The 22982-nt window shown below is 61.2% G+C and carries 22 protein-coding genes and 1 riboswitch; of the genes, 10 read left to right on the top strand and 12 right to left on the bottom strand.

Going from position 1 to position 22982, the window contains the following annotated elements:
• The first annotated feature begins 9 nt into the window (after positions 1-9).
• The 4 genes from otnK to otnI all read left to right on the top strand — a co-directional run bounded on the left by otnK (position 10) and on the right by otnI (position 4338).
• Entirely contained in the window at positions 10-1299 is a 1290-nt protein-coding gene (gene otnK, locus V476_RS13370) for a 3-oxo-tetronate kinase (protein WP_024959620.1), read from the top strand.
• Positions 1299-1937, top strand: a complete 639-nt coding sequence (gene otnC, locus V476_RS13365) for a 3-oxo-tetronate 4-phosphate decarboxylase (RefSeq protein WP_003392253.1) — start codon at positions 1299-1301, stop codon at positions 1935-1937. The genes otnK and otnC overlap by 1 nt, the downstream gene beginning before the upstream one ends.
• Before the next feature lie 135 nt (positions 1938-2072).
• A complete protein-coding gene (locus tag V476_RS13360) occupies positions 2073-3530 on the top strand; it encodes a GntT/GntP/DsdX family permease (RefSeq protein WP_024959619.1) in 1458 nt (485 codons plus the stop codon).
• 22 nt (positions 3531-3552) lie between these two features.
• Entirely contained in the window at positions 3553-4338 is a 786-nt protein-coding gene (otnI, locus tag V476_RS13355; RefSeq protein WP_003392256.1) for a 2-oxo-tetronate isomerase, read from the top strand.
• A 121-nt stretch (positions 4339-4459) separates the two neighbouring features.
• Here the strand turns inward: otnI and V476_RS13350 are convergent, their stop codons facing one another.
• A complete protein-coding gene (locus V476_RS13350) occupies positions 4460-4855 on the bottom strand; it encodes an acyl-CoA thioesterase (protein ID WP_003316713.1) in 396 nt (131 codons plus the stop codon).
• Positions 4856-5075: 220 nt separating this feature from the next.
• A riboswitch (S-adenosyl-L-homocysteine riboswitch) is annotated at positions 5076-5186 on the top strand.
• A 23-nt stretch (positions 5187-5209) separates the two neighbouring features.
• Between V476_RS13350 and ahcY the strand changes: the two genes are divergently transcribed.
• From ahcY to rhlE2, 3 genes are all read left to right on the top strand, one after another.
• Positions 5210-6619, top strand: a complete 1410-nt coding sequence (gene ahcY, locus V476_RS13345) for an adenosylhomocysteinase (RefSeq protein ID WP_003392259.1) — start codon at positions 5210-5212, stop codon at positions 6617-6619.
• A 189-nt stretch (positions 6620-6808) separates the two neighbouring features.
• Entirely contained in the window at positions 6809-7654 is an 846-nt protein-coding gene (gene metF, locus V476_RS13340) for a methylenetetrahydrofolate reductase [NAD(P)H] (protein WP_003346344.1), read from the top strand.
• 311 nt (positions 7655-7965) lie between these two features.
• Positions 7966-9855, top strand: coding sequence for an RNA helicase RhlE2 (gene rhlE2, locus V476_RS13335; protein ID WP_003316710.1), 1890 nt, complete (start codon positions 7966-7968; stop codon positions 9853-9855).
• Between the two features lie 408 nt (positions 9856-10263).
• Here rhlE2 and V476_RS13330 read toward each other — a convergent pair whose 3' ends face one another.
• The 3 genes from V476_RS13330 to V476_RS13320 all read right to left on the bottom strand — a co-directional run bounded on the left by V476_RS13330 (position 10264) and on the right by V476_RS13320 (position 13650).
• Positions 10264-10842 (bottom strand): YceI family protein, encoded by a 579-nt coding sequence (locus tag V476_RS13330; RefSeq protein ID WP_003346342.1) that lies wholly within the window; start codon positions 10840-10842, stop codon positions 10264-10266.
• Between the two features lie 27 nt (positions 10843-10869).
• Positions 10870-11418, bottom strand: a complete 549-nt coding sequence (locus tag V476_RS13325; RefSeq protein ID WP_024959618.1) for a cytochrome b — start codon at positions 11416-11418, stop codon at positions 10870-10872.
• 357 nt (positions 11419-11775) lie between these two features.
• Positions 11776-13650 (bottom strand): flavin monoamine oxidase family protein, encoded by a 1875-nt coding sequence (locus V476_RS13320; RefSeq protein ID WP_024959617.1) that lies wholly within the window; start codon positions 13648-13650, stop codon positions 11776-11778.
• A gap of 209 nt (positions 13651-13859) precedes the next feature.
• Between V476_RS13320 and V476_RS13315 the strand changes: the two genes are divergently transcribed.
• Both V476_RS13315 and V476_RS13310 read left to right on the top strand, forming a co-directional pair.
• Positions 13860-15266 carry an adenosylmethionine--8-amino-7-oxononanoate transaminase gene (locus V476_RS13315; RefSeq protein ID WP_024959616.1) on the top strand — a complete coding sequence of 469 codons (1407 nt, stop codon included), beginning with the start codon at positions 13860-13862 and terminating at the stop codon, positions 15264-15266.
• Between the two features lie 131 nt (positions 15267-15397).
• Positions 15398-16117, top strand: a complete 720-nt coding sequence (locus tag V476_RS13310) for a 16S rRNA (uracil(1498)-N(3))-methyltransferase (RefSeq protein WP_003346339.1) — start codon at positions 15398-15400, stop codon at positions 16115-16117.
• A 266-nt stretch (positions 16118-16383) separates the two neighbouring features.
• Here V476_RS13310 and trhA read toward each other — a convergent pair whose 3' ends face one another.
• A complete protein-coding gene (gene trhA / locus V476_RS13305; protein WP_003414317.1) occupies positions 16384-16998 on the bottom strand; it encodes a PAQR family membrane homeostasis protein TrhA in 615 nt (204 codons plus the stop codon).
• A 156-nt stretch (positions 16999-17154) separates the two neighbouring features.
• On the opposite strand from trhA, the gene V476_RS13300 reads away from it, so the two are divergent.
• Positions 17155-18081, top strand: coding sequence for a LysR family transcriptional regulator (locus V476_RS13300; RefSeq protein WP_024649800.1), 927 nt, complete (start codon positions 17155-17157; stop codon positions 18079-18081).
• A gap of 144 nt (positions 18082-18225) precedes the next feature.
• On the opposite strand, the gene madM is transcribed toward V476_RS13300, so the two are convergent.
• The 7 genes from madM to V476_RS13265 form a co-directional block, all read right to left on the bottom strand.
• Positions 18226-18990 (bottom strand): malonate transporter subunit MadM, encoded by a 765-nt coding sequence (gene madM, locus V476_RS13295; RefSeq protein ID WP_016567000.1) that lies wholly within the window; start codon positions 18988-18990, stop codon positions 18226-18228.
• Position 18991: 1 nt separating this feature from the next.
• Positions 18992-19408 carry a malonate transporter subunit MadL gene (gene madL, locus V476_RS13290; protein ID WP_003316699.1) on the bottom strand — a complete coding sequence of 139 codons (417 nt, stop codon included), beginning with the start codon at positions 19406-19408 and terminating at the stop codon, positions 18992-18994.
• A 69-nt stretch (positions 19409-19477) separates the two neighbouring features.
• The gene (gene mdcH, locus V476_RS13285; RefSeq protein ID WP_024959615.1) at positions 19478-20413 is read right to left on the bottom strand and encodes a malonate decarboxylase subunit epsilon; all 936 of its coding nucleotides are present in this window, start codon (positions 20411-20413) and stop codon (positions 19478-19480) included.
• Positions 20410-21048 carry a malonate decarboxylase holo-ACP synthase gene (locus V476_RS13280; protein ID WP_024959614.1) on the bottom strand — a complete coding sequence of 213 codons (639 nt, stop codon included), beginning with the start codon at positions 21046-21048 and terminating at the stop codon, positions 20410-20412. Before V476_RS13280 ends, mdcH begins: the two co-directional genes overlap by 4 nt.
• Positions 21042-21842: a biotin-independent malonate decarboxylase subunit gamma gene (gene mdcE / locus V476_RS13275; protein ID WP_024959613.1), complete on the bottom strand. Its 801-nt coding sequence runs from the start codon at positions 21840-21842 to the stop codon at positions 21042-21044. Before mdcE ends, V476_RS13280 begins: the two co-directional genes overlap by 7 nt.
• Entirely contained in the window at positions 21839-22690 is an 852-nt protein-coding gene (locus V476_RS13270) for a biotin-independent malonate decarboxylase subunit beta (RefSeq protein WP_024664187.1), read from the bottom strand. The genes mdcE and V476_RS13270 overlap by 4 nt, the downstream gene beginning before the upstream one ends.
• Entirely contained in the window at positions 22683-22982 is a 300-nt protein-coding gene (locus tag V476_RS13265) for a malonate decarboxylase subunit delta (protein WP_024959612.1), read from the bottom strand. Before V476_RS13265 ends, V476_RS13270 begins: the two co-directional genes overlap by 8 nt.

Raw genomic sequence — 22982 nt, 5'->3', positions numbered from 1 at the left:
GAGCGACTGATGAGCCTGAATAACGCTCGCCCGCTGCTGGGCTGCATTGCCGATGACTTCACCGGCGCCACCGACCTGGCCAACATGCTGGTGCGGGGCGGCATGCGCACCGTGCAGAGCATTGGCATCCCCAGCGCCGAGATGGCTGCCGGTCTGGACGCCGACGCGATTGTCATCGCGCTGAAATCGCGTACCACGCCCAGCGCCGACGCGGTGGCTGAATCCCTGGCGGCTCTGGAATGGCTGCGCGAGCGCGGCTGCGAGCAGATTTTCTTCAAATACTGCTCGACCTTCGATTCCACTGCCGCGGGCAACATCGGCCAGGTCAGCGAAGCACTGCTGGAGCAACTGGGCAGCGATTTCACCCTCGCCTGCCCGGCCTTCCCGGAAAACGGCCGCACGATCTTCCGTGGTCACCTGTTCGTGCAGGACCAGTTGCTCAGCGAATCGGGCATGCAGAACCACCCGCTGACGCCCATGACCGATGCCAATCTGGTGCGTGTGCTGCAAGCGCAGACCCGCCACAAGGTCGGCCTGTTGCGCTATGACAGCATTGCCCAGGGCGTCGAAGGCGTGCGTAACAGAATTGCCGAGCTGCGCGCCGAAGGTGTGAGCATGGCAATTGCCGATGCCCTGTCGGATGCGGATTTGTACACCTTGGGCGAAGCCTGCGCCGACTTGCCGCTGCTGACCGGTGGCTCGGGGCTGGCGCTGGGCCTGCCGGGCAACTTCCGCAAAGCGGGCAAGCTGCGCGATATCGATGCCGCCAAACAGGTCGCCATCAGTGGCGGCGAAGTGGTACTGGCGGGTAGCGCATCGGTCGCCACCAATGGTCAGGTTGCGGCCTGGCTGGAAGCTGATCGCCCTGCGCTGCGCATCAATCCGCTGGACCTGGCCGCTGGCAAGCCAGTGGTCGAGCAGGCGCTGGCCTTCGCCAAAGATGCCGGGCAGACCGTATTGATCTACGCCACCAGCACCCCGGACGAAGTCAAAGCCGTGCAGAAAGAACTGGGCGTTGAACGCTCCGGGGCCATGGTCGAAGCCGCACTTGGTGAAATCGCCAAAGGGCTGCTGGACGCAGGCGTACGCCGTTTCGTGGTGGCCGGTGGCGAAACCTCCGGTGCCGTGGTTCAGGCACTGGGCGTGCAGTTGCTGCAAATCGGCGCACAGATCGATCCGGGCGTTCCGGCCACCGTGAGCAGCGGCGCACAACCGCTGGCCCTGGCCCTCAAATCCGGCAACTTCGGTGCGCGCGACTTCTTCGCCAAGGCGCTCAAGCAACTGGCGGGGGTTGCCTGATGATCGATGAAAACGCACTGCGTCAGGAAATCTGCGACGTCGGCCGTTTGCTGTATGGCCGTGGCTATACGGTTGGCAGCGCCGGCAACATCAGCGCACGACTCGACGACGGCTGGCTGATTACCCCGACCGACGCCTGCCTGGGCCGCATGGACCCGGCCGATATTGCCAAGGTCAATCTGGCCGGTGAATGGGTGTCCGGCAGCAAGCCGTCCAAGACCCTGGCCCTGCACCGCGAAGTCTACGACCGCAACCCGCAGGTCGGCGGCGTGGTGCACACGCACTCGACGCATCTGGTCGCCTTGACCCTGGCCGGGGTGTGGCAGGAAGACGACATTCTTCCACCACTGACGCCGTATCAGGTCATGAAGGTTGGGCACATCCCCTTGATCCCTTACGAACGTCCGGGCTCGCCGAAAGTCGCCGAGCGTGTGGCGGAACTGGCCAACAGCGTGCGCGGCGTGATGCTCGAGCGCCTCGGTCCGGTGGTCTGGGAAAGCTCGGTGGCCAAGGCTTGCTATGCCCTGGAAGAGCTGGAAGAGACTGCCCGCCTGTGGCTGATGAGCAACCCCAAACCTGCACCGCTGGACCCGGCGGCGCTTGAAGAGCTGCGTCAGGTGTTCGGCGCCAGGTGGTAACGAACACACGGTGATCGGGGAGTGCATTGCGCCTCCCGGTCGAACAACAATAACAACAGGAATCGAGAGCATGACTCACCCCTACCCCGCTGTTTCGTTGTCAGCCTTTACCGCTATTGACCGGAGTGCGCGGGTATGACGCCGCTCATGTTGATGGTCGTGGCCGGTGCGGGCATCGCACTGCTGTTGTTTCTGGTGCTCAAGTACAAATTCCAGCCCTTTGTCGCCCTGATGCTGGTCAGCATTATCGTGGCGCTGGTCGCCGGCGTTAAACCGGCCGACCTGGTTGCCACCATCGAAGGCGGCATGGGCAAGACGCTCGGCCATATCGCGATCATCATCGCCTTGGGTGCAATGATCGGGCGCATCATCGAGCTGTCCGGCGGGGCCGAAGCGCTGGCCAAGACCCTGATCAACCGCTTCGGCAACAGGCGCACGCCTCTGGCGCTGACCGTTGCCGGCTTCATGGTCGGTATTCCGGTGTTCTTCGAGGTCGGCGTGATCATCCTCATGCCGCTGGCCTACGGTGTCGCACGGGCGGCACGCAAGCCGCTGCTGATTTTCGCGCTGCCGATGTGCGCCGCACTGCTCGCCGTGCATGCGTTTCTGCCGCCGCATCCGGGTGCTGTCGCCGCCGCCAGCCAGTTGGGCGCGGACCTGGGCCGGGTGCTGATGCTGGGCATTCCGATCGTTGCCGTGCTGTGCATGATCGGCTACTTCGTCGCGGGTCGCATGACCCGCAAGACTTACCCGATGACCGATGACATCCGTACCGAAGTCTATGGCCCGCATGTGACCAACGAAGATCTGGAAGCCTGGGCGCGCAACGATTATTCCGCTGTGCGCGAAGCGACCGAAACCCGAACAATGGACGTCGAAGAGAGCGCCAGCAGCCTGGCAAGCAAGCTGCCGCCCGCGCCCGCACCGGGTTTCGGACTGATCATCGCGCTGATCCTGCTGCCGATCGTGCTGATTCTGATGGGCACGCTGGCCACTACCATGTTGCCGGACACTTCCACGCTGCGTGCTGTGCTGACCGTGCTCGGCGCGCCTCTGGTTGCGCTGCTGATCGATACTCTGTTGTGCGCCTGGCTGCTGGGCTCGCGTCGCGGCTGGAGCCGTACTCAGGTGTCCGATGTGATCGGCTCGGCCTTGCCGGGTGTGGCGATGGTGATCCTGATTGCCGGCGCCGGTGGCGTATTCGGCAAGGTGCTGGTCGACACCGGCATTGGTGCCGTGGTCTCCGAGGCGCTGCGCAACACCGGTCTGCCGGTACTCGCGCTGGGCTTCCTGTTGACCCTGCTGCTGCGCGCCGTTCAAGGATCGACCACCGTTGCACTGGTCACCACCGCAGGCATTCTCAGCCCGCTGATCGCCACGCTGGACCTGAGCGCCAACCACCTGGCCCTGCTGTGTCTGGCCATGGGCGGTGGCGGTCTGGCCATGTCGCACATCAACGATGCCGGTTACTGGATGTTCACCAAGCTGGCGGGCCTCAACGTCGCCGACGGCTTGCGCACCTGGACTGTACTGGTCACGCTGCTTGGCACACTGGGCTTCGTGATCACCCTGCTGCTTTGGCCATTCGTCTGACCTTTTGAAGACTGGAGTTAACATGCCTCGTTTTGCCGCCAACCTCAGCATGCTGTACCCGCAGCATGATTTTCTTGAGCGCTTTGCCGCAGCCGCTGCCGATGGTTTCGGCGCGGTCGAGTATCTGTTCCCTTACGCCTACAGCACTCAGGAACTCAAGCAGCGCCTGAGCGACAACGGTCTGGTGCAGGCGCTGTTCAACGCTCCGCCGGGCGACTGGGAGGCAGGCGAGCGAGGCATTGCCACGCTGCCGGGCCGCGAAACGGAATTTCGCAGCGGTATCGAGCGGGCGCTGGAATATGCGCAGGTGCTGGGCAATGACCGTGTGCACGTCATGGCCGGCCTGCTGCCCAATGAAAGCTTGCGTGAGCGTCATCAGGCGGTCTACCTGGAAAACCTGGCGTTCGCGGCTGAGCAAGCCAAGGGCGCAGGCGTCACCATTCTCATCGAGCCGATCAACACCCGCGACATGCCGGGCTTCTTCCTCAACCGTCAGGATCAGGCACAGGACATCTGCAAGCTGGTGGGCGCCGACAACCTGAAAGTGCAGTTCGACTGCTATCACTGCCAGATCGTCGAAGGCGACCTGACCAGCAAGCTGCGTCGTGACTTTGCAGGCATTGGCCACATCCAGATCGCCGGGGTGCCGGATCGCCATGAGCCGGACCTGGGTGAGCTGAACTACGAGCACCTGTTCAACGTCATCGACGAACTGGGCTACAGCGGCTGGATCGGTTGCGAATATCGCCCGAAAGGCGATACCAGCGCGGGGCTCGCGTGGTTGCGCGCGTTGCAGGCCAGGGGCTGAAACCTGCTTTTATGGATGACGCGGAGCGTCATGAAAGGCATTCCCACGCGGAGCGTGAGGAACGATCATTCTGTAACGGTCGTGTCGGACGCTATGCGTCCGATGTTCAGCGACCTGAGCGTCAGTCCTCTACGTCGAACTGGTCCTTGATGTAGCGGATTTCAGTCCGGCCATGCGGCGCAGGCTGGCCGTCTTCGTCGAGGTTGACGAAGACGATCTTGTCGACGGTCAAAATGCTTTTGCGGGTGATCTTGTTGCGCACCTGGCATTTGAGGGTGATCGAGGTGCGACCGAAATCCGTGGCGGTGATGCCCAGTTCGATGATGTCGCCCTGACGCGAGGCACTGACGAAGTTGATTTCAGAGATGTACTTGGTGACCACCCGCTGATTACCCAGTTGAACGATCGCGTAGATCGCCGCCTCTTCATCGATCCAGCGCAGCAGGCTGCCGCCGAACAATGTGCCGTTGGGGTTGAGGTCTTCGGGCTTTACCCACTTGCGGGTGTGGAAATTCATAGTCACTCCTGAGCGTCTGGCCGATGGATAGCTGCATGATGGCAGAGCTGGCGACCCGCGCCCATGCCTGCGTCATAGCGACTGTGCATCGACCCTATTACAGAAAGATGGTAATTGGATGGCCTTTAAACCGACAGAAAGCCTTGGGTAGAATCGCGAGCACCGCTATACTGCCAAACGTTTCAAAACGGTCATCTACGCTTGATACCGTTCCCGCCACCTGTCCGAGGGGCGCTGCAGCAGGTTTTCCCTGTCAGGCTCGGATGGGGCGTTGTTTGCCAGGACGATCCTCGACCGGCAAACCTTAAACGCACAACGGCGCCCATTCGCATTTTTATGGAATGGAGACTCTCAATGAGTGCTGTAATGACGCCCGCAGAATTCAATGACTACAAGGTTGCCGATATTTCCCTGGCTGCCTGGGGCCGCCGCGAAACCATCATCGCCGAATCCGAAATGCCTGCCCTGATGGGTCTGCGTCGCAAATACGCCGGTGATCAGCCGCTGAAAGGCGCGAAGATTCTCGGCTGCATCCACATGACCATTCAGACCGCCGTACTGATCGAAACCCTGGTTGCCCTCGGTGCCGAAGTTCGCTGGTCGTCGTGCAACATTTTCTCCACTCAGGACCAGGCTGCTGCGGCCATCGCTGCTGCCGGCATTCCTGTGTTCGCCTGGAAAGGCGAAACCGAAGAAGAGTACGAGTGGTGCATCGAGCAGACCATCCTCAAGGATGGCCAGCCATGGGACGCCAACATGATCCTCGACGACGGCGGCGACCTGACCGAGATCATCCACAAGAAATACCCGGCGATGCTGGACAAGATCCACGGCGTCACCGAAGAAACCACCACTGGCGTGCACCGCCTGCTGGACATGCTGGCCAAGGGCGAGCTGAAAATCCCGGCCATCAACGTCAACGACTCGGTGACCAAGAGCAAGAACGACAACAAGTACGGCTGCCGTCACAGCCTGAACGACGCCATCAAGCGCGGCACCGACCACTTGCTGTCCGGCAAGCAGGCGCTGGTGATCGGCTATGGTGACGTGGGCAAGGGCTCGGCTCAGTCCCTGCGTCAGGAAGGCATGATCGTCAAAGTGACCGAAGTCGACCCGATCTGCGCCATGCAGGCCTGCATGGACGGTTTCGAGCTGGTCTCGCCGTTCATCGACGGTGAAAACGACGGCACCGAAGCGAGCATCGACAAGGCCCTGCTGGGCAAGATCGATCTGATCGTGACCACCACCGGTAACGTCAACGTTTGCGACTCCAACATGCTCAAGGCGCTGAAAAAGCGTGCTGTGGTGTGCAACATCGGTCACTTCGACAACGAAATCGACACCGCTTTCATGCGCAAGAACTGGGCATGGGAAGAAGTGAAGCCACAGGTTCACAAGATCCATCGTACCGGCCCAGGCTCGTTCGACGCACAGAACGACGACTACCTGATCCTGCTGGCCGAAGGCCGTCTGGTAAACCTGGGTAACGCCACTGGCCACCCAAGCCGCATCATGGATGGCTCGTTCGCCAACCAGGTTCTGGCGCAGATCTTCCTCTTCGAGCAGAAGTACGCCGACCTGGCACCTGCCAAGAAAGCCGAGCGTCTGACCGTTGAAGTACTGCCGAAGAAGCTCGACGAAGAAGTGGCCCTGGAAATGGTCCGCGGCTTCGGTGGCGTTGTGACCAAGCTGACCAAGACCCAGGCCGATTACATCGGCGTGACCGTCGAAGGTCCGTTCAAGCCAGACGCTTATCGCTATTGATAGATAGCTGCAAGCGATAAGCTTCAAGCTGCAAGCAAGTGCATTTCTCTTGTTTGCAGCTTGAGCTTGACGCTCGTTTCTTTATCGTTATTACACAGCCGTGAGCGGTAAGCATAAGGCTGCAGAGCCAGGCATACAGCCCTCTTGCAGCTTGTAGCTTGCAGCTAAAAGCTGGAGGCCTCCTCCCCCATGTCTCAAGAACGCCGCTTCAGCTTCGAGTTCTTTCCTACCAAAACCGACGCTGGACACGAAAAGCTGCTGACCGTCGCTCGTCAGTTGGCCACGTACAACCCCGATTTTTTCTCCTGCACCTATGGTGCCGGTGGCTCGACCCGCGACCGCACGCTCAATACCGTGCTACAGCTGGAAAACGAGATCAAAGTCCCTGCTGCGCCGCATTTGTCCTGCGTGGGCGACAGCAAGGACGACCTGCGCAACCTGTTGGCGCAGTACAAGGATGCGGGCATCAAACGCATCGTGGCACTGCGCGGCGACCTGCCTTCCGGCATGGGCATGGCCAGCGGTGAGCTGCGTCACGCCAATGACCTGGTGAGCTTCATTCGCCAGGAAAGCGGCAGCCATTTCCACATTGAAGTCGCCGCCTACCCGGAAATGCATCCGCAGGCGCGCAATTTCGAAGACGACCTCAAGCACTTCGTCAACAAGGCCAATGCCGGCGCCGACAGTGCGATCACGCAGTACTTCTTCAACGCCGACAGCTATTTCAACTTCGTCGAGCGGGTCGAGAAGATGGGCGTCAGCATTCCGATCGTGCCGGGCATTATGCCGATCACCAACTACAGCAAGCTGGCGCGTTTCTCGGATGCCTGCGGTGCGGAAATCCCGCGCTGGATCCGTAAACAGCTGGAAGCCTACGGCGATGACGTGCAAAGCATCCAGGCGTTTGGCGAAGAAGTCATCACGCAGATGTGCGAACGACTGCTGCAAGGCGGCGCCCCCGGTCTGCACTTCTACACGCTGAACCAGGCAGAACCGAGCCTGGCGGTGTGGAACAACCTGCAACTGCCACGCTGAAAACGGCTGTGGCACCGCGATCCAACCGGCAGTTTCCGGGGGATCGCGGCCTCATACACCGTTGGGCAGCAGGAAAGCGGCGTATTGCGCTCGCTCTGTTATACTCCAGCCTTCCCGCCAGGCTTACGCCCGGACGCCCGGTCTTGCAATCGTCATCCGTTCACGCCAACAGCGCAATTTTCATCAAGCGCAGACGTCACGGAATGCACTGAAGACCCGGCAGGACCGGACGGGATCGCGTTGTCTTTACACGCCATTCGCGCCAGGCAAGACATCCCTTGAGCTTAAGCTCCAACAGAACAGGATTACTCATGTCCTTTGCTTCCCTCGGTCTCTCCGAGGCTTTAGTCCGCGCCATCGAGGCAGCGGGCTATACCCAGCCTACCCCCGTGCAACAGCGGGCCATTCCCGCCGTGTTGCAAGGTCGCGACCTGATGGTTGCGGCACAGACCGGTACTGGTAAAACCGGTGGTTTCGCCCTCCCTATTCTGGAGCGGCTGTTTCCCAATGGTGTTCCGGACAAATCCCAGCGTCACGGCCCGCGTCAACCACGCGTCCTGGTCCTGACCCCGACCCGCGAACTGGCCGCACAGGTGCACGAGAGCTTCAAGCTCTATGCCCGCGACCTGAAGTTCGTCAGCGCCTGCATCTTCGGCGGCGTCGGCATGAACCCGCAGGTTCAGGCCATGTCCCGTGGTGTGGACGTCCTGGTGGCCTGCCCTGGCCGCCTGCTCGACCTGGCCGGTCAAGGCAGTGTCGACCTCTCCCACGTCGAAATCCTGGTGCTCGATGAAGCAGACCGGATGCTCGACATGGGCTTCGTGCATGACGTCAAGAAGGTTCTCGCGCGGCTGCCGGCCAAGCGCCAGAACCTGCTGTTCTCGGCTACCTTCTCCAATGACATCACGTCGTTGGCCGGCAAGCTGCTGCACAACCCCGAGCGCATCGAAGTCACGCCGCCGAACACCACGGTCGAGCGTATCGAGCAACGGGTTTTCCGCCTGGCAGCCAACCACAAGCGTTCGCTGCTGGCGCACCTGATTACCGTCGGTGCCTGGGAACAGGTGCTGGTCTTCACCCGCACCAAGCACGGTGCCAACCGTCTGGCCGAGTACTTGGACAAGCACGGCCTTGCGGCTGTCGCGATCCACGGCAACAAGAGCCAGAACGCCCGGACCAAGGCGCTGGCCGACTTCAAGGCAGGCGATGTACGCATCATGGTCGCGACCGATATCGCCGCACGCGGCCTGGATATCGATCAGTTGCCGCATGTCGTCAACTTCGAGCTACCCAACGTCGACGAAGACTACGTTCACCGTATCGGGCGTACCGGCCGTGCCGGTCGCTCTGGTGAAGCCATTTCGCTGGTTGCGCCGGACGAAGAGAAGCTGCTCAAAAGCATCGAGCGCATGACCAAGCAGAAGATCGCCGACGGCGACCTGATGGGCTTCGACATCACTGCAGTCGAGGCTGAGAAGCCGGAAGTGCGTGAGCGTCCGGATGTTCGCAACTCGCGTGGCGCACGTCCTGCACGTGGCGATGGCGACAAGAACAACGGTGGTCGTCGCGACAAGGGCAAGGATAAAGGCAAGGAAAAACCTGCTGCTGCCTCCGCCACTGGCGAACGTCCTGCAAGGCAGCCACGCGAAAAAAAACCTCGTGAGGGCACGCCTCGCAGCGAACAGCGTGCATCGCAACCCGCCACACCGCGTCCGGCAGCCGATCGCGCCCCTGACGAGTTCCGTGACGATGAAGTAGACAACTTTGGCAACCGTGCTGACTACGTCAGTCCTTATCAGGGCAAAGGCCAGAACCGTGGTCGTCGCCCTGCTGCCGCGCCTGGCGCAGCCGCACCGGCCGCTGGCGGCGCTGCTCGCCCGGCCAATCCGGGTCGCCCTGCCGGTGGCGCTCGCAACGGCTCGGGCAGTGGCGCGCCAAAGCGCAACGGCTCGGGTTCATCGGCACCCCGCTCGCGTGATGGTCAGCCACGTGGCCGTCGCCCGGCACGTGAAGAGCAACCCTTGCCACGTGAAGGTCAGGAGCCAGTCGCACGCGCACCCCGCGACGGCCAGCCTCAGCCGAAGATCGTGCACAAGGAGTCCAAGATCGACCGCTTCCCTTCTGCCGAGCAACTGGACCAGTTGCCAAGCCGTCCACGCGGTGAAAAACCGGCCCTGCTGACCCGCAATCGCGACAGCTGACAGCCACGCAACACTAAAAACGCCCCGACTTGCTCGGGGCGTTTTTGTTTGTTGTATCGATGATCGTCGTGCGAGATGATCGCTCCCGCACTCTGCGTATACGTAAATCTGTTTTTGATTCTGGCCGAAGGCCGTAGGAGCGAACTTGTTCGCGAAGGCTTCAGCTCAGACGATGCATTTTCGGTGAATATACAGGCCCTTTCGCGAACAAGCGAAGCGTCGCCCGGTCCGCTCCCACGCCCTGCGGGCAGAAACCTGAAAGCGCCGTCCTCCGAGCTTTTCAGGGCTTGTATATGAAGATAAGCGCTCCGCGTAGTAGCGCAGCCTTGGACGCTCCGCGTTCGATCCAGGGCAGCACCAACAAAAACGCCGACCCAAGGGTCGGCGTTCTGTCGATCAAGCGTGCAATTACTTCTTCTGTACGCCTTCGAAGCTGATGTCCAGATCCAGCGTCTGCGACGTCGGGCCTGGGCCTTTGATGCCGAAGTCGTTCAGATTCAGCGTCGAAGTACCGTTGAAGCCGGCACGGTAGCCGCCCCATGGATCCTTGCCTTCGCCGTTGAAGGTTGCCTTGATGACGATTGGCTTGGTCACGCCGTGCAGGGTCAGGTCGCCAGTGACGTCAGCCGTTTTCTCGCCAGTCGATTTGACTGCGGTGGAAACGAATTTGGCCTCAGGGTATTTGGCAACGTCCAGGAAGTCTTTGCTGGAGATGTGTTTGTCGCGCTCAGCGTGGTTGGTGAACAGGCTGGCGGTTTTCAGATCGACGTTGATTTTACTGGCTTCAGGCTTGGCAGCATCGAAGCTGAACGTGCCGTCCCAGTCCTTGAAGGTACCGTGGATGAAGCTGTAACCCAGGTGGCTGATCTTGAAGTCAACGAATGCGTGTTGACCTTCCTTGTCGATAACGTAGTCGGCAGCCATGGCCTGGCCAGCAGACAACAATGCGGTACCCAGAGCCAGAGCGGCGAGAGACTTCTTCAACATGCGTTTATTCCCGTTTTGGTTGAACAATCAATTACGACCCAGCATACGCTTGAGGGTCACATCGCGATCGATGAAGTGGTGTTTCAATGCAGCAAGACCATGGAGCCCCGCGAATATCACGATGACCCAGGCCAGATACAGGTGAATCCAGCCAGCCGTTTCTGCCTGATCAGGAAGGCCCGAAACCAGCGCGGGCACATCGAACAGGCCGAATATCGGAATCCCCACGCCATCGGCGGTGGAAATGAGATACCCGGCGAACATCACGGCAAACAGTGCGACGTACAAAAACAGATGGCCGAATGCGGCACCGATGCGCGTCAACTTACTGTAGCTGGTCAACGGCGGCGGTGGCGGACTGAGCAGACGCCAGACCACGCGGATCAACATGACCGCAAACAACGTGATGCCGATGCTCTTGTGCAGATCAGGACCCGCCTTGCGCCACGTGTCGTAGTAATCCAGCCCAACCATCCACAGCCCCAGCGCAAACACTCCAAACACGACAGCTGCCACACCCCAGTGCAGCACTATGCTGACCAGACCGTAGCGAGAGGATGAATTACGTAGCTGCATTACCAGTACCTTGTCAGAAGTGTTACCAGACTAGCTTTTTATCTATCGAATGAAAGCGCAAAATTTCGCTCGGACGCATCGAACAATACGATAGGTCTGGTGGGCAGTTCGTACCTCGATTCTGTTGCTTCCCTCAACACCTGAACCTCTGTTCAGCGGTGTCAGGCTGTCCGCGCTGCAGCAGCATCCCGATAATTTGCCGTCAGTAACACTTTGCAATGACCATCGGCCTTTCGATACCGATGAACGGCACGATCAGGCCCGACAAGGGCTACCCACAGGGATAGAACGAATCGAGCGCGCATAAAAAAAGGGATGCGGTATGAACCGCATCCCTTTCAGTCAGCCATCGGACGGTCAGTTATTGGCGTCTGCAGGCGCTGCTTCAGCAGGGGCCTTGGCTGGCGCCGGTTTGCTCTGAGCCTTTTTCGCGGCCTCTTTTTTGGCCGCTTCCTTCTTCGCAGCCTCTTTTTTAGCCGCTTCTTTCCTGGCCGCTTCCTTGCTTTGCACTTTCTTCGCAGGCTCAGCCTTGGTCGCTGGTTTCTTCGCTGGCTCGGCTTTTACCGGCGGTTTGGCAGGCTGGACAACCGGCGCAACCACGGGTGCCGGAGGGGCAGCCGGTGCAGGCGCTGGAGCAGGCTCTACAGCTTTCTCTGCCGGAGCAGGTGCCGGGGCCGGTTCTTCACCGCCACCGAACATGCGCGAGAAGAAACCTGGCTTGCCAGCCTGCGGCTTGGCAGGTTCAGCCGGTTTGTCGGAGGAACCGCCGAACAGGTTGCTGAAGAAATTGCCATCGGACTTCTGCGCAGCAGGGGCCGGTGCTTTCGGCGGTGCAACCTTGACCGGCTCGAACGACTTGCCAGCGGCCAGATCCTGCACCTGACCGGCTGCACGCTGACCGCTGCGCAGGGCGCCTTCCAGAGTGCCGGGGTACAAGGTGTCGGTGTGCTCGCCAGCAAAGGCTACGCGCAGGATCGGCCGTTCCCACAAGCGCCAGTATTTGCTGATCTGGCCGGGACCGAACGCCAGGTAAGAACCGCCGGTGGAAGGATCGACGCTGTAACGGCGGATTTCATAGCCGGTGTAGGCGCCGCGTGCCTCAGGGTAGAACGCATGCAGACGGATCAGCACCTGATCGACCATCTGCTTGTCACCGAAGGCCTGCATGATGCGTGCGTTGTCGCCAGACAGGTTGATCACCACGTTGGCGCCACCTTTAAGCGCCGGCTCTACCCACAACATGCCCAGACCGGTGTTACTGAACACTTCACCGGACATGCGCGCCTTGCTGTCCCAGACCGGAGTCTTGAACTTGAGCATGATCTGGTCGCGCCAGCCGTAGTTGGTACTCTTGATCGCGCCCATGTGCTGCGCGTCCAGTGCAGGCGTCATCTGGATCTTGCCCAGCGAACGCAACGGCACGGCCATCACTACATAGTCTGCTGTATAGCTGGTGGCGCCAGCCTTGACCGTGACCTTGTCCTTCTCTTGAATGACTGCCGTCACCGGCGAGTTGGTCTTGACGGTCTTGAGTTGCTTGACGAACGCCTGGGTCAGCACCGCACTGCCACCGGGCAGGCGCGCAGCACGCAAGTCACGCTCGTCGACCGAGCGATAAACCCGCGATTGCTGGGCGAGGTACAGCAGCGACAGGCGCGAAGGCTCGTCGTAGCGGGTACGGATCTGCTGATTGATTAACTGACGCGCAGTGACAGGCAGGTTCAGGCGGTCCAGCCAGTTGGCAACGTTGATCTGGTCGAGCGCAAACAGCGTGCTGTTGGACGCCGGGTTTTCCGGGTCGTCAACTGAACGCGCGAGGTTATCCAGCGTGTCGTTGTAGCGCTTGATGGCTTCGGCGGTCGCCGGCTGTTTGACGGCCAGGTCAGCCTGGGTGAAGTACACACCATCGATCAGGTAACTGGGCGTGCGCACGAATTCAGGCGCAGGCACGGTAGACAGCTTGAAGCTGTCCAGATAGCGGTTCAGCACAGGCTGAGCCTTGGTGTTGCCGATCCACTCGCTGGTCGCCAGACCGGAGCGGCCACCCAGGCTCGGCTTGGCTTCCAGCACCGTCACCTGCCAGCCTTTGGCCTGCAGTTCATAGGCGGCAGTCAAACCTGCCAGACCACCACCGACGACAATGGCGGTTCGTTGTTTTTCATCGGCGAGCGTCGAAACGCTGACCAACCCTGCCACTATCAGCGCACACGCGCGCAGCCAACCAGAAAGCATTCGGCGAACTCCAGAAAACATAGGGAAGATAGGGCAAGTCAGCCCGACACATCGACTCGCTGCGCAGGATACGCGAGCCATCAAATAGCCGCCAGCAATGTCCATCGACCGTTAAAACTGCATCAAAGGTTGTTCCGCAGGCGGGCATTGCATAGGCTTGCGCGATTGTTCGTCCTCGCATCAGGCGAGTCGCTACCCGGAGATTGAAAATGGGCCTCAATGACCAGTGGATGCAACGTGACCTGAAGGTCCTGTGGCACCCCTGCACCCAGATGAAAGACCACGAAAATCTGCCGTTGATACCGATCAAGCGCGGTGAAGGCGTATGGCTTGAAGACTTCGAGGGCAAGCGTTATCTGGACGCTGTCAGCTCCTGGTGGGTCAACGTTTTCGGACACGCCAACCCGCGCATCAATCAGCGCATCAAGGATCAGGTCGACCAGCTGGAGCACGTGATCCTCGCCGGTTTCAGCCATCAGCCGGTGATCGAGCTGTCCGAGCGGCTGGTCAAACTCACGCCTGACGGCCTGACCCGCTGCTTCTACGCCGATAACGGTTCTTCGTGCATCGAAGTTGCGCTGAAAATGAGCTTTCACTACTGGCTCAATCGAGGTCAGCCGGACAAGAAACGCTTCGTCACCCTGACCAACAGCTACCACGGCGAGACCGTGGCGGCGATGTCGGTCGGTGACGTGCCGCTGTTCACCGAAACCTACAAGGCGCTGCTGCTCGACACCATCAAGGTGCCGAGCCCCGATTGCTACCACCGCCCGGACGGCATGAGCTGGGAAGAGCATTCGCGCAACATGTTCGCCGCCATGGAGCAGACCCTCGCCGAACACCACGCCAGCGTTGCGGCAGTGATCGTCGAACCGCTGATCCAGGGTGCAGGCGGCATGCGCATGTATCACCCGATCTACCTCAAGCTTCTGCGCGACGCCTGCGACCGCTATGGCGTGCACTTGATCCACGATGAAATCGCTGTCGGTTTCGGCCGTACCGGGACCATGTTCGCCTGCGAACAGGCCGGCATTCGTCCGGACTTCCTGTGCCTGTCCAAAGCGTTGACCGGTGGCTACCTGCCGCTGGCCGCCTGCCTGACCACCGATGATGTATACGACGCGTTCTACGACGACTACCCGACCCTGCGTGCGTTCCTGCACTCGCACAGTTACACCGGCAACCCGCTGGCCTGTGCGGCGGCGCTGGCGACCCTGGATATCTTCGAGCAGGACAACGTCATCGAAAACAACAAGGCTTTGGCGCAACGCATGGCGACGGCCACTGCGCATCTGGTCGATCACCCGCACGTCGCGGAAGTGCGTCAGACCGGCATGGCCATCGCCATTGAAATGGTTCAGGACAAGGCCACCAAGACCGCCTACCCGTGGCAGGAACGCCGCGGCATGAAAGTCTTCCAGCACGCACTGGAGCGTGGCGCACTGCTGCGGCCGCTGGGCAGTGTGGTGTATTTCCTGCCGCCGTATGTGATCACGCCGGAGCAGATCGACTTCCTCGCCGAAGTGGCCAGCGAAGGTATTGATATCGCGACACGCAGCAGTGTCAGCGTTGCCGTGCGCGAGAACTTTCATCCGGATTTCAGGGATCCGGGTTAAGGCTGGAAATTGCGGCGTCATGACTGACGCCTTCGCGGACAAGTCCGCTCCTACAGGGGCCTGGCTGCACATGCGGGAGCGAGCCGGGTGACGGCGTCATCACAAAACGAACACTGGAACCGAGACACACCATGAGACTGTCCCGCTTTTTTACTGAAACGCCGCTGAGTCTGGGCGAGCATGAACTGCCTGAGGCCCAGGCGCATTACATCAGCCGCGTGCTGCGCATGACCGAAGGTGACGCGCTGCAACTGTTTGACGGTTCGGGTCAGGAGTTTCGCGGCACCTTGCTGGAAGTCGGCAAGAAGCGCGTGCATGTGCAGCTCACTGAAAGCTTCGCGGGCCAGGTAGAGTCAGGCCTGCGCATTCATCTCGGTCAAGGCCTGTCGCGGGGCGAGCGGATGGACTGGGCCATTCAAAAGGCCACCGAACTGGGCGTCAGCGAAATCACGCCGATTGTCAGCGAACGCTGCGAGGTGCGCCTGAAAGACGAACGTGCCGAGAAGCGTCAGGCGCACTGGCAGCAGATCGCGATCAGCGCCTGCGAGCAATGTGGCCGCTCCGTGGTGCCGGTGATTCATGCGCCGATGCCGCTGGCCGAGTGGATCAAGCACACCGAGGCCGACCTGAAACTGGTCCTGCACCCGGTGGCCGAACCCCTGACCAGCCATGACAAGCCCGCCAGCCTGGCCTTTCTGATTGGTCCGGAAGGCGGTCTGAACGATGCGGAAGTCGCCCAGGCGCAAGACGCCGGCTTCCACGCCGCGCGCCTCGGCCCACGCGTGCTGCGCACTGAAACCGCTCCCGTTGTCGCGCTCAGCGTGGCGCAGCAGTTGTGGGGCGATTTCTGATCGCTGATGATGGTCCCCACGCTCATGCGCTCATCGTTATACACAAGTCCTGATGGGCTTCTGCCCGGAGGGCGTAGGAGCGAACTTGTTCGCGAAGACAGTTATTCAGGCGATGCATTTTCGACGAATATAGTGGCCCTTTCGCGAACAATGCGGATCGCCGCCCCGGTCGCTCCTACGGCCTTCGGCCAGAATCAGAAGCAGACTTACGTATAACGCAGAACGCTGGAGCGTGGTAACGGGTGTCAGGTCCCGACCGCCCCTCCTCACAGCACATAAAAACAAATCGCCACGAAGTGCATCAAACTGCCGCCGATGACGAACAGGTGCCAGATGCCGTGAAAGTGGCGGATCTGGTCGTAGGCGAAGAACAGGATGCCGACGGTGTACAGCACGCCGCCTCCGGCCAGCCAGATGAAACCCGATACACCGAGCGCAGCCAGCAGTGGCTTGACGGCCACCAGCACGATCCAGCCCATCACCGCGTAGATCACGATGGACATGATGCGCGCTTCGGAGCGCGGTTTTATCTCTTGCAGGATGCCGATCAGCGCCAGCCCCCAGACAATTCCGAACAGGGTCCAGCCCCACGCGCCGCGTAATGTCACCAGACAAAACGGGGTGTAGCTGCCGGCAATCATCAGGTAGATCGAAAAATGATCGACCTTCTGCATGATCGATTTCGAGCGTCCCTTGACGCTGTGGTAGACCGTCGAGACGCTGTACAGCGTCACCAGACACACTCCATAAATGGCCATACTGACCACTTTCCAGACATCACCATGCAGACACGCCATGACCAATAACCAGATCGCACCGACGGCCGCCAGTACAGCGCCAACCAGGTGCGACCAGGCGTTGAATTTTTCTCCGTAGTACATCCGCTCAATACCCCTCTCAATGGCGAAAACACTGGAAACAGAGACTCCGGGTTATTGAAACAAACCGCAACACCCGTGTCAGTGACGGATATTTTAAGCAGCTATCGACGTATGAGTTGTGCACAATCAGCGCACCTCAACCATAAGCGCCACGACATGCAGATCGATGACGAACTGACGCTCAAGAAACTGGAAATATTCCTGGCCTTCATGCGCACCGGCAATCTGGCGCGGGCGGCGGAGGAGTTGCAGACCAGTAACGTCAGCGTACACCGCGCCATTCACTCGCTGGAAAGCGCGCTGCGTTGCCCGTTGTTCAAACATGAGGGACGCAACCTGACGCCGCTGGAAAGCGCGTATGTGCTGGAAGAACGTGCACAAAAACTGGTCCAGGATGTGCTCGCCACGGTAGAGCTGACCCGTCAGGCGGCAGGCTTCTCAGCGGCGCGGTTTCGCCTGGGGGCGTTGTATTCGCTGACGGTCAAGACGGTGCCGCAGTTGATCATGGGCCTGAAGATCCGCCGCAGCGAGCTGAATATCGACCTGATTCTGGGCTCGAACATGGACCTGCTCTACAAGCTCAAGAACATGGAAGTCGATGCGATGCTGGTGTCGCTGGATGAAAGCACCCATGACCCGGACTGCGAGCACCTGGCGCTGTTTTCCGATGACATCTTTCTCGCCGTCCCCACCGACTCACCGTTCGCCGAACACCCTGAAGTGGACCTGGGCGACCTGCGCGAAGCGACCTTCATCACCCTGACCCAAGGCTTCGCCACGCACCGCGACGGGATCCGGGTGTTTCAGCAGGCCGGTTTCGAGCCCAAGGTGGCGATGCAGGTCAATGACATCTTCACCCTGCTGAGCATGGTCAGCTCCGGCGTCGGCTATGCACTGCTGCCGGGAAGAATCGCCGCAGTCTATGAAAACCGCGTGCGCCTGATCCCGTTGCAGAGCCGCTACCGGATGCAGCAACACATCGGCATTGTTTTTCTCAAGTCCAAACAGCGCGATCCCAACCTGCTCGCGCTGTTGGCCGAGTGCCGGATGTACACCAACCGGCTGCTGGAACAGACGACCTGACCTTGGCTCTGTACGAAAAGTCGGCGAGCGAAGGTCAGGCGAGGCAAAAACAGGCGAGGAAGCGGAGTCTACGTGTTGTAAATGAGCATTCCGAGCCTGTTTTTAACGAAGCATCACCGAGCGCAGCCACTTTTAGTACAGAGCCTAGCCGACGATGGCGCGCACGATGAAATACAGCACCGATGGCCCGAGCAGGCAGCCCAGACCAGTGTGGAACGTGGCGGTCAGCGCGCCATAGGGCACCAGACGCCGGTCGGTTGCCGCCAGCCCTGCGGTAACGCCACTGACAGTACCCGCCAGACCACCGAAAACCATCGCCGAGCGCGGATTGTCCAGCCCCATCCAGCGCGCCGCCATGGGCGTGCCGACCATCACCAGAATTGCCTTGATCAGGCCGGTGGCAATCGATAGCGCCATCACATCGGAGGTGGCACCCAGCGCAGCACCGGTCACCGGGCCGACAATGTAGGTTACTGCCCCGGCACCGATGGTGGTCATGCTGATCGCGTCCCGATAACCGAATACCCAGGCAATGCTCGCGCCGACGATAAACGGCAGAATCGTGCCCAACAGCAAGGCAATCACACCGATCAGTCCGGCCTTGCGCGCTTCGGTGGCCTGCACTTCGAAAGCAGTGGCAACGATGGCAAAGTCACGCAGCATCGCCCCGCCCATCAGGCCTATGCCCGAGAACAGCGTGATATCCGCCAGCCCTTTCTGGCCGCCGGTCAGGGTGCCGCCGACCCAAGCCAGAATCAGCCCGATGACAATCGCAATGGCCGAACCATGCACCCGGCCAAACGTCAGGCGTCTGGAAAACACCACCGAGACCCACATGATGATGCCGACGAAGGCGAAAGCGGTGATCAGGCCGTTGTGTTCAAGTCCCTTCTCGATGAGGTCCCACATATCAGCGACCTCCGGCCGGGGCGATTTCAGGCGTCAGCAGCGGCTCTTCCTTGGGTAACGGCTCACCGCGATTGGTGCGGCTGATCACTGCGATGGTGCAGGCACACAGCACCACCGAACCCACAGCGGCCAGTACCGCCACCGGCCCGCCCTTGAGCGCGGTGACAACGTTTTGTTGTGCGGCCATCGCCACGACGACCGGAATGTATAGCGCGCCCCAGAAACCCACGCCCATTTCGCAGTCCTTGGTCATACCGCCGTGTTTCTGCATCCACAGACGTGCGCAGATCAACAGGATCATGGCGATCCCGACCCCGCCCACATTGGATTTCACGCCCAGCAGAACGCCGAGCATGTCGCCGAGAATCACGCCCGCAAGCGTGCAGATGGCCAGTAGTGCAACACCGTAGATAATCATTGTTGTTATTCCTCTGTTTGCATTGCTGAAGTTGTTGTTTTTGTCCTTCGTAGCAGCTGCACGGCGGCTCTATGGAGTGCGGCGACCCTCCTCGTGCGACAGCGCGACCAGGCTGTCCAGACGCGCAGCCTGAAAAGCCAGCGCGGTGCCCTGCTGGAATACCTTGCGCGCCAGCCCGGTCAGCACGCTGCCGGGCGGCAATTCGATGTGCAGGCGCACGCCCCGCTCCCAGGCGGTTTCCACGGTGCTGCGCCAGTCGATGACCCGGCACATGTTGAACGCCAGGTCGTCACGCAGCTTTTCGGCATTCAACACAGGTCGCGCCGTGCTGCCGCTGAGGTAACGTATCGTGGGTGCCTGCAGCGCAACGCTCGAAAACGCCTCGGCCAGTTGCTGCGCGGGAGCGTCCAGCAAGGCGCAATGCGACGGCACGCTGACCGCAAGACGCTTGACCGCTGCCGCGCCGGCGGCCTTGGCCAGTTGACCGACCTGCTGCATCGCCTCGGTACTGCCGGAGATCACCATCTGGTTGTCGGCGTTGATGTTGGCGAGAAATACCGGCGTCTTCGCGCTGTGTACCTGCGCGATCAGCGCTTCTACCTGCGTCTGGTCCAGACCGATGAGCGCGGTCATGCCGTAACCCTGCGGCCAGGCGCTTTGCATCAGCTCGCCACGCAGCGCGACCAGGCGCACGGCGTCGTCAAAGGCCAGCGCACCCGAAATCACTGCTGCCGGATAAGCGCCGATGGACAGCCCTGCCAGGTAGTCCGGCACACAATCACGCGCCTGCAGTACGCGCGCGCATGCGACGCCAGCGATCAGCAGGCAAAGCTGAACGGCACGGGTGGCTTGCAGTGCCTCGGCGGTGTCCAGCGCAAGCACGTCTTCGCCCAGCGCATCGGCGGCTTCCTGCAGGCAGTCGCGCACCGCAGCATCGTCCGGTAACTGATGCAGCATGCCGGCCTGTTGCGCGCCCTGGCCGGGAAATACCCACAGGCTGCTCATGCGCACACCTGACCCAGGTGCCATGGGTCTGCAACCAGCCGCGCGCCAGTGGCGGTCTTGAGCAGCACGCGCCCCGATGGCCGTGCCCACTCACGCAGCGCCACGGCACCCTGTTCGAGTTGCAGCTGGACGTCGACCCGACAGACCGAGGTTTCCAGCGCCTCGACCAGCTCGGCGGCACAGCGGCGATTCAGGCGCACAGGGGTGCGCAGAATCAGATCCAGATCGCTGTCCTGATGCAACGCTGCAATACCGCTGGCCAGCTCGAATCCGGCACTGCCGCCGACGCCCCAGTCCAGCTCCAGCGCCTCCATGACTGGACGGATCTGGCGCAAAGCATGCAACGCCGGCCAATGCTGATGGCGCTCGGTCGGGGCGTCGATCAACTGCTCGGGCACGACCCTTCGGCAGACGTCGGCCAACGGCATGCTCGCGGCATAGCGCTGCTCCCGACCACGACCGCGCAAGCCCACGGCCACCTGACCGACGGGCATTGCCTGACGCCGGACCACCACCGGGTGCCCTGCAAGCACGGCGTCGACCGCCCATTTGGGCGCATCATCCGGCAACGCAGTCAGCGGCATGCCCCACAACAAATCATGGGGCTGCACTGCGCCAGTGTTGCTGATCACCATTGCGCGCGCAGCAACTGGCGCACATTGGTCGACGCCGCACGGTTGCTCGCGCCCAGGCGGCTACTCAGATCGACGCCACGGGCCTGCACGTCCTTGATCGCCCTGCTCAGCACATCGAGCACCTGGGTGAGATCATCAGCAGCGGGCTGTTCGATCTGGCTGACCGCCAGGGTTTCCCAGAGCAGACCGAGACTGGCGTAGCTGTCGATGTCGTAAGCCATCGGCGGGATGCTGGCGGCGAGCTTTTCCAGATCCTCGACGCTGCGCAGGGTTACGCGGGCTGCCGAGGCCTTGCCCATCGCATGCACCATCACGCCGGGATCACGCAGCGCGATCAATCGATTGGCTTGATAGCCGTGGGCCAGGAATGCGCCGGACATCGCTTTGCCGACCAAAAGGCCGATCACCGGGTGCCCCGCCAGACGTGCTCGCGCGTAACTGTCCACGGCACCGGCCAATGCCTGATGGATACCGAGCGCTTCCTCGCGACGCCCGTAGGCCTGGCTCGGTACGTCAACGATGGCAATCAGCGCGCGCTTTGCGGCGCGGTCACGATCCTGCTCGATGGCCTCGTCCACCGCCTTGGCCAGGCCCCAGCCTTCCAGCAGACCGACTTCACCCTGACGCGCCCGGGGAAAGCGGTTGTCGGTATCGGCAATCACCGCAACTAAACGCACCTCCTGCTCGCCGAGAAAACCGTCGGCTACCTTGAGTGAGGCAGGCAGGCCAGCGACTTCACGGGCGCCAGCGCTCAAGGCGTTGAACCAGTTCAAACCCCGCTGTGAAAGACTCATGACCGGGCTCCTTGGTAGAGGGTGCGCACACTTTGCGGATCGATTTGCGGCTCAGTGTCGAGGCTGGCCAGGCGTTGCAGGAACAGTGGGTACTGACTGCTGCGATGCGTGTCGGGCATACCCTGCTTTAGCCAGCCGCTGACCTGCTGGCGGACATCGGCGACATCATCGGCAGCAAAACCATCCACCAGAGCGCTGGCAAAGCGTTGCTCGCCACCGGTAAGGCTCCAGATGAACGGACGGTCGCGGGAGTCGTATTCTTCGATGCCGGCTTCCTGCTCGATCACCTGCGGACCGTTCAGGCCCAGACGCGCTTCCTGTGTCACCAGTAGGTAACTGCACAGCCCTGCGGCGATGGACATCCCGCCAAAGCAGCCGACGCTGCCGGCCACCACGCCAATCACTGGCTGGTACTGACGCAGGTCGACTATCGCGGCATGAATCTCGGCAATCGCCGCCAGGCCCAGATTGGCTTCCTGCAAACGCACGCCACCGGTTTCCAGCAGCACGATCGCGGCAGTGGGAATGCCGTTGCGGTTGTCTTCGGCGGCCAGTTCCAGCGCGCCGGCCATCTTCGCGCCGCCGACTTCGCCCATGCTGCCGCCCTGAAACGAGCCTTCGATGGCGGCAATGACCACCGGCCGACCATCGACAGTACCTTTGGCGACCACCACGCCATCATCCGCCTGGGGCACCACGCCCTGCATGGCCAGCCATGGCGACATGACCCGATCGAACGGACCGAGCAATTCGCGGAAGCTGCCAGCATCCAGCAAGGCGCGGGCGCGCTGTCTGGCACCCAGTTCGATGAAACTGTGCTGATTCAGCAAACGTGCATTATCAGTCATGACCGATCTCCTCGAAGCCTTGCTCCAGGCGCAAACGCACGACGCCGGGCGTCGCGCCGAAGTCATGAATATCGATGCTCAGCGCAGGCGGGGTCTGACCGTCGAACATGCGCTGGAACAGATGCTGCCAGCGCAGCGCGGCACCGTTGACCGACGTCACCACCTGAATCGACAAGGTGCCCGGTTTGCCGGGTTCCAACAGCACCTCCAGATCACCGGAGCCCACCACACCCACCAGCGCACGACCCTTGGGCGGCTGTCCGGCAGGAAATTCAAAAGACAGGGTTTCCAT

The organism is Pseudomonas syringae KCTC 12500 (assembly GCF_000507185.2).
GTDB classification, from domain to species: domain Bacteria; phylum Pseudomonadota; class Gammaproteobacteria; order Pseudomonadales; family Pseudomonadaceae; genus Aquipseudomonas; species Aquipseudomonas syringae.
The sequence above is the reverse complement of the archived record's forward strand: the minus strand, read 5'-3'. Positions and strand labels throughout refer to the sequence as shown.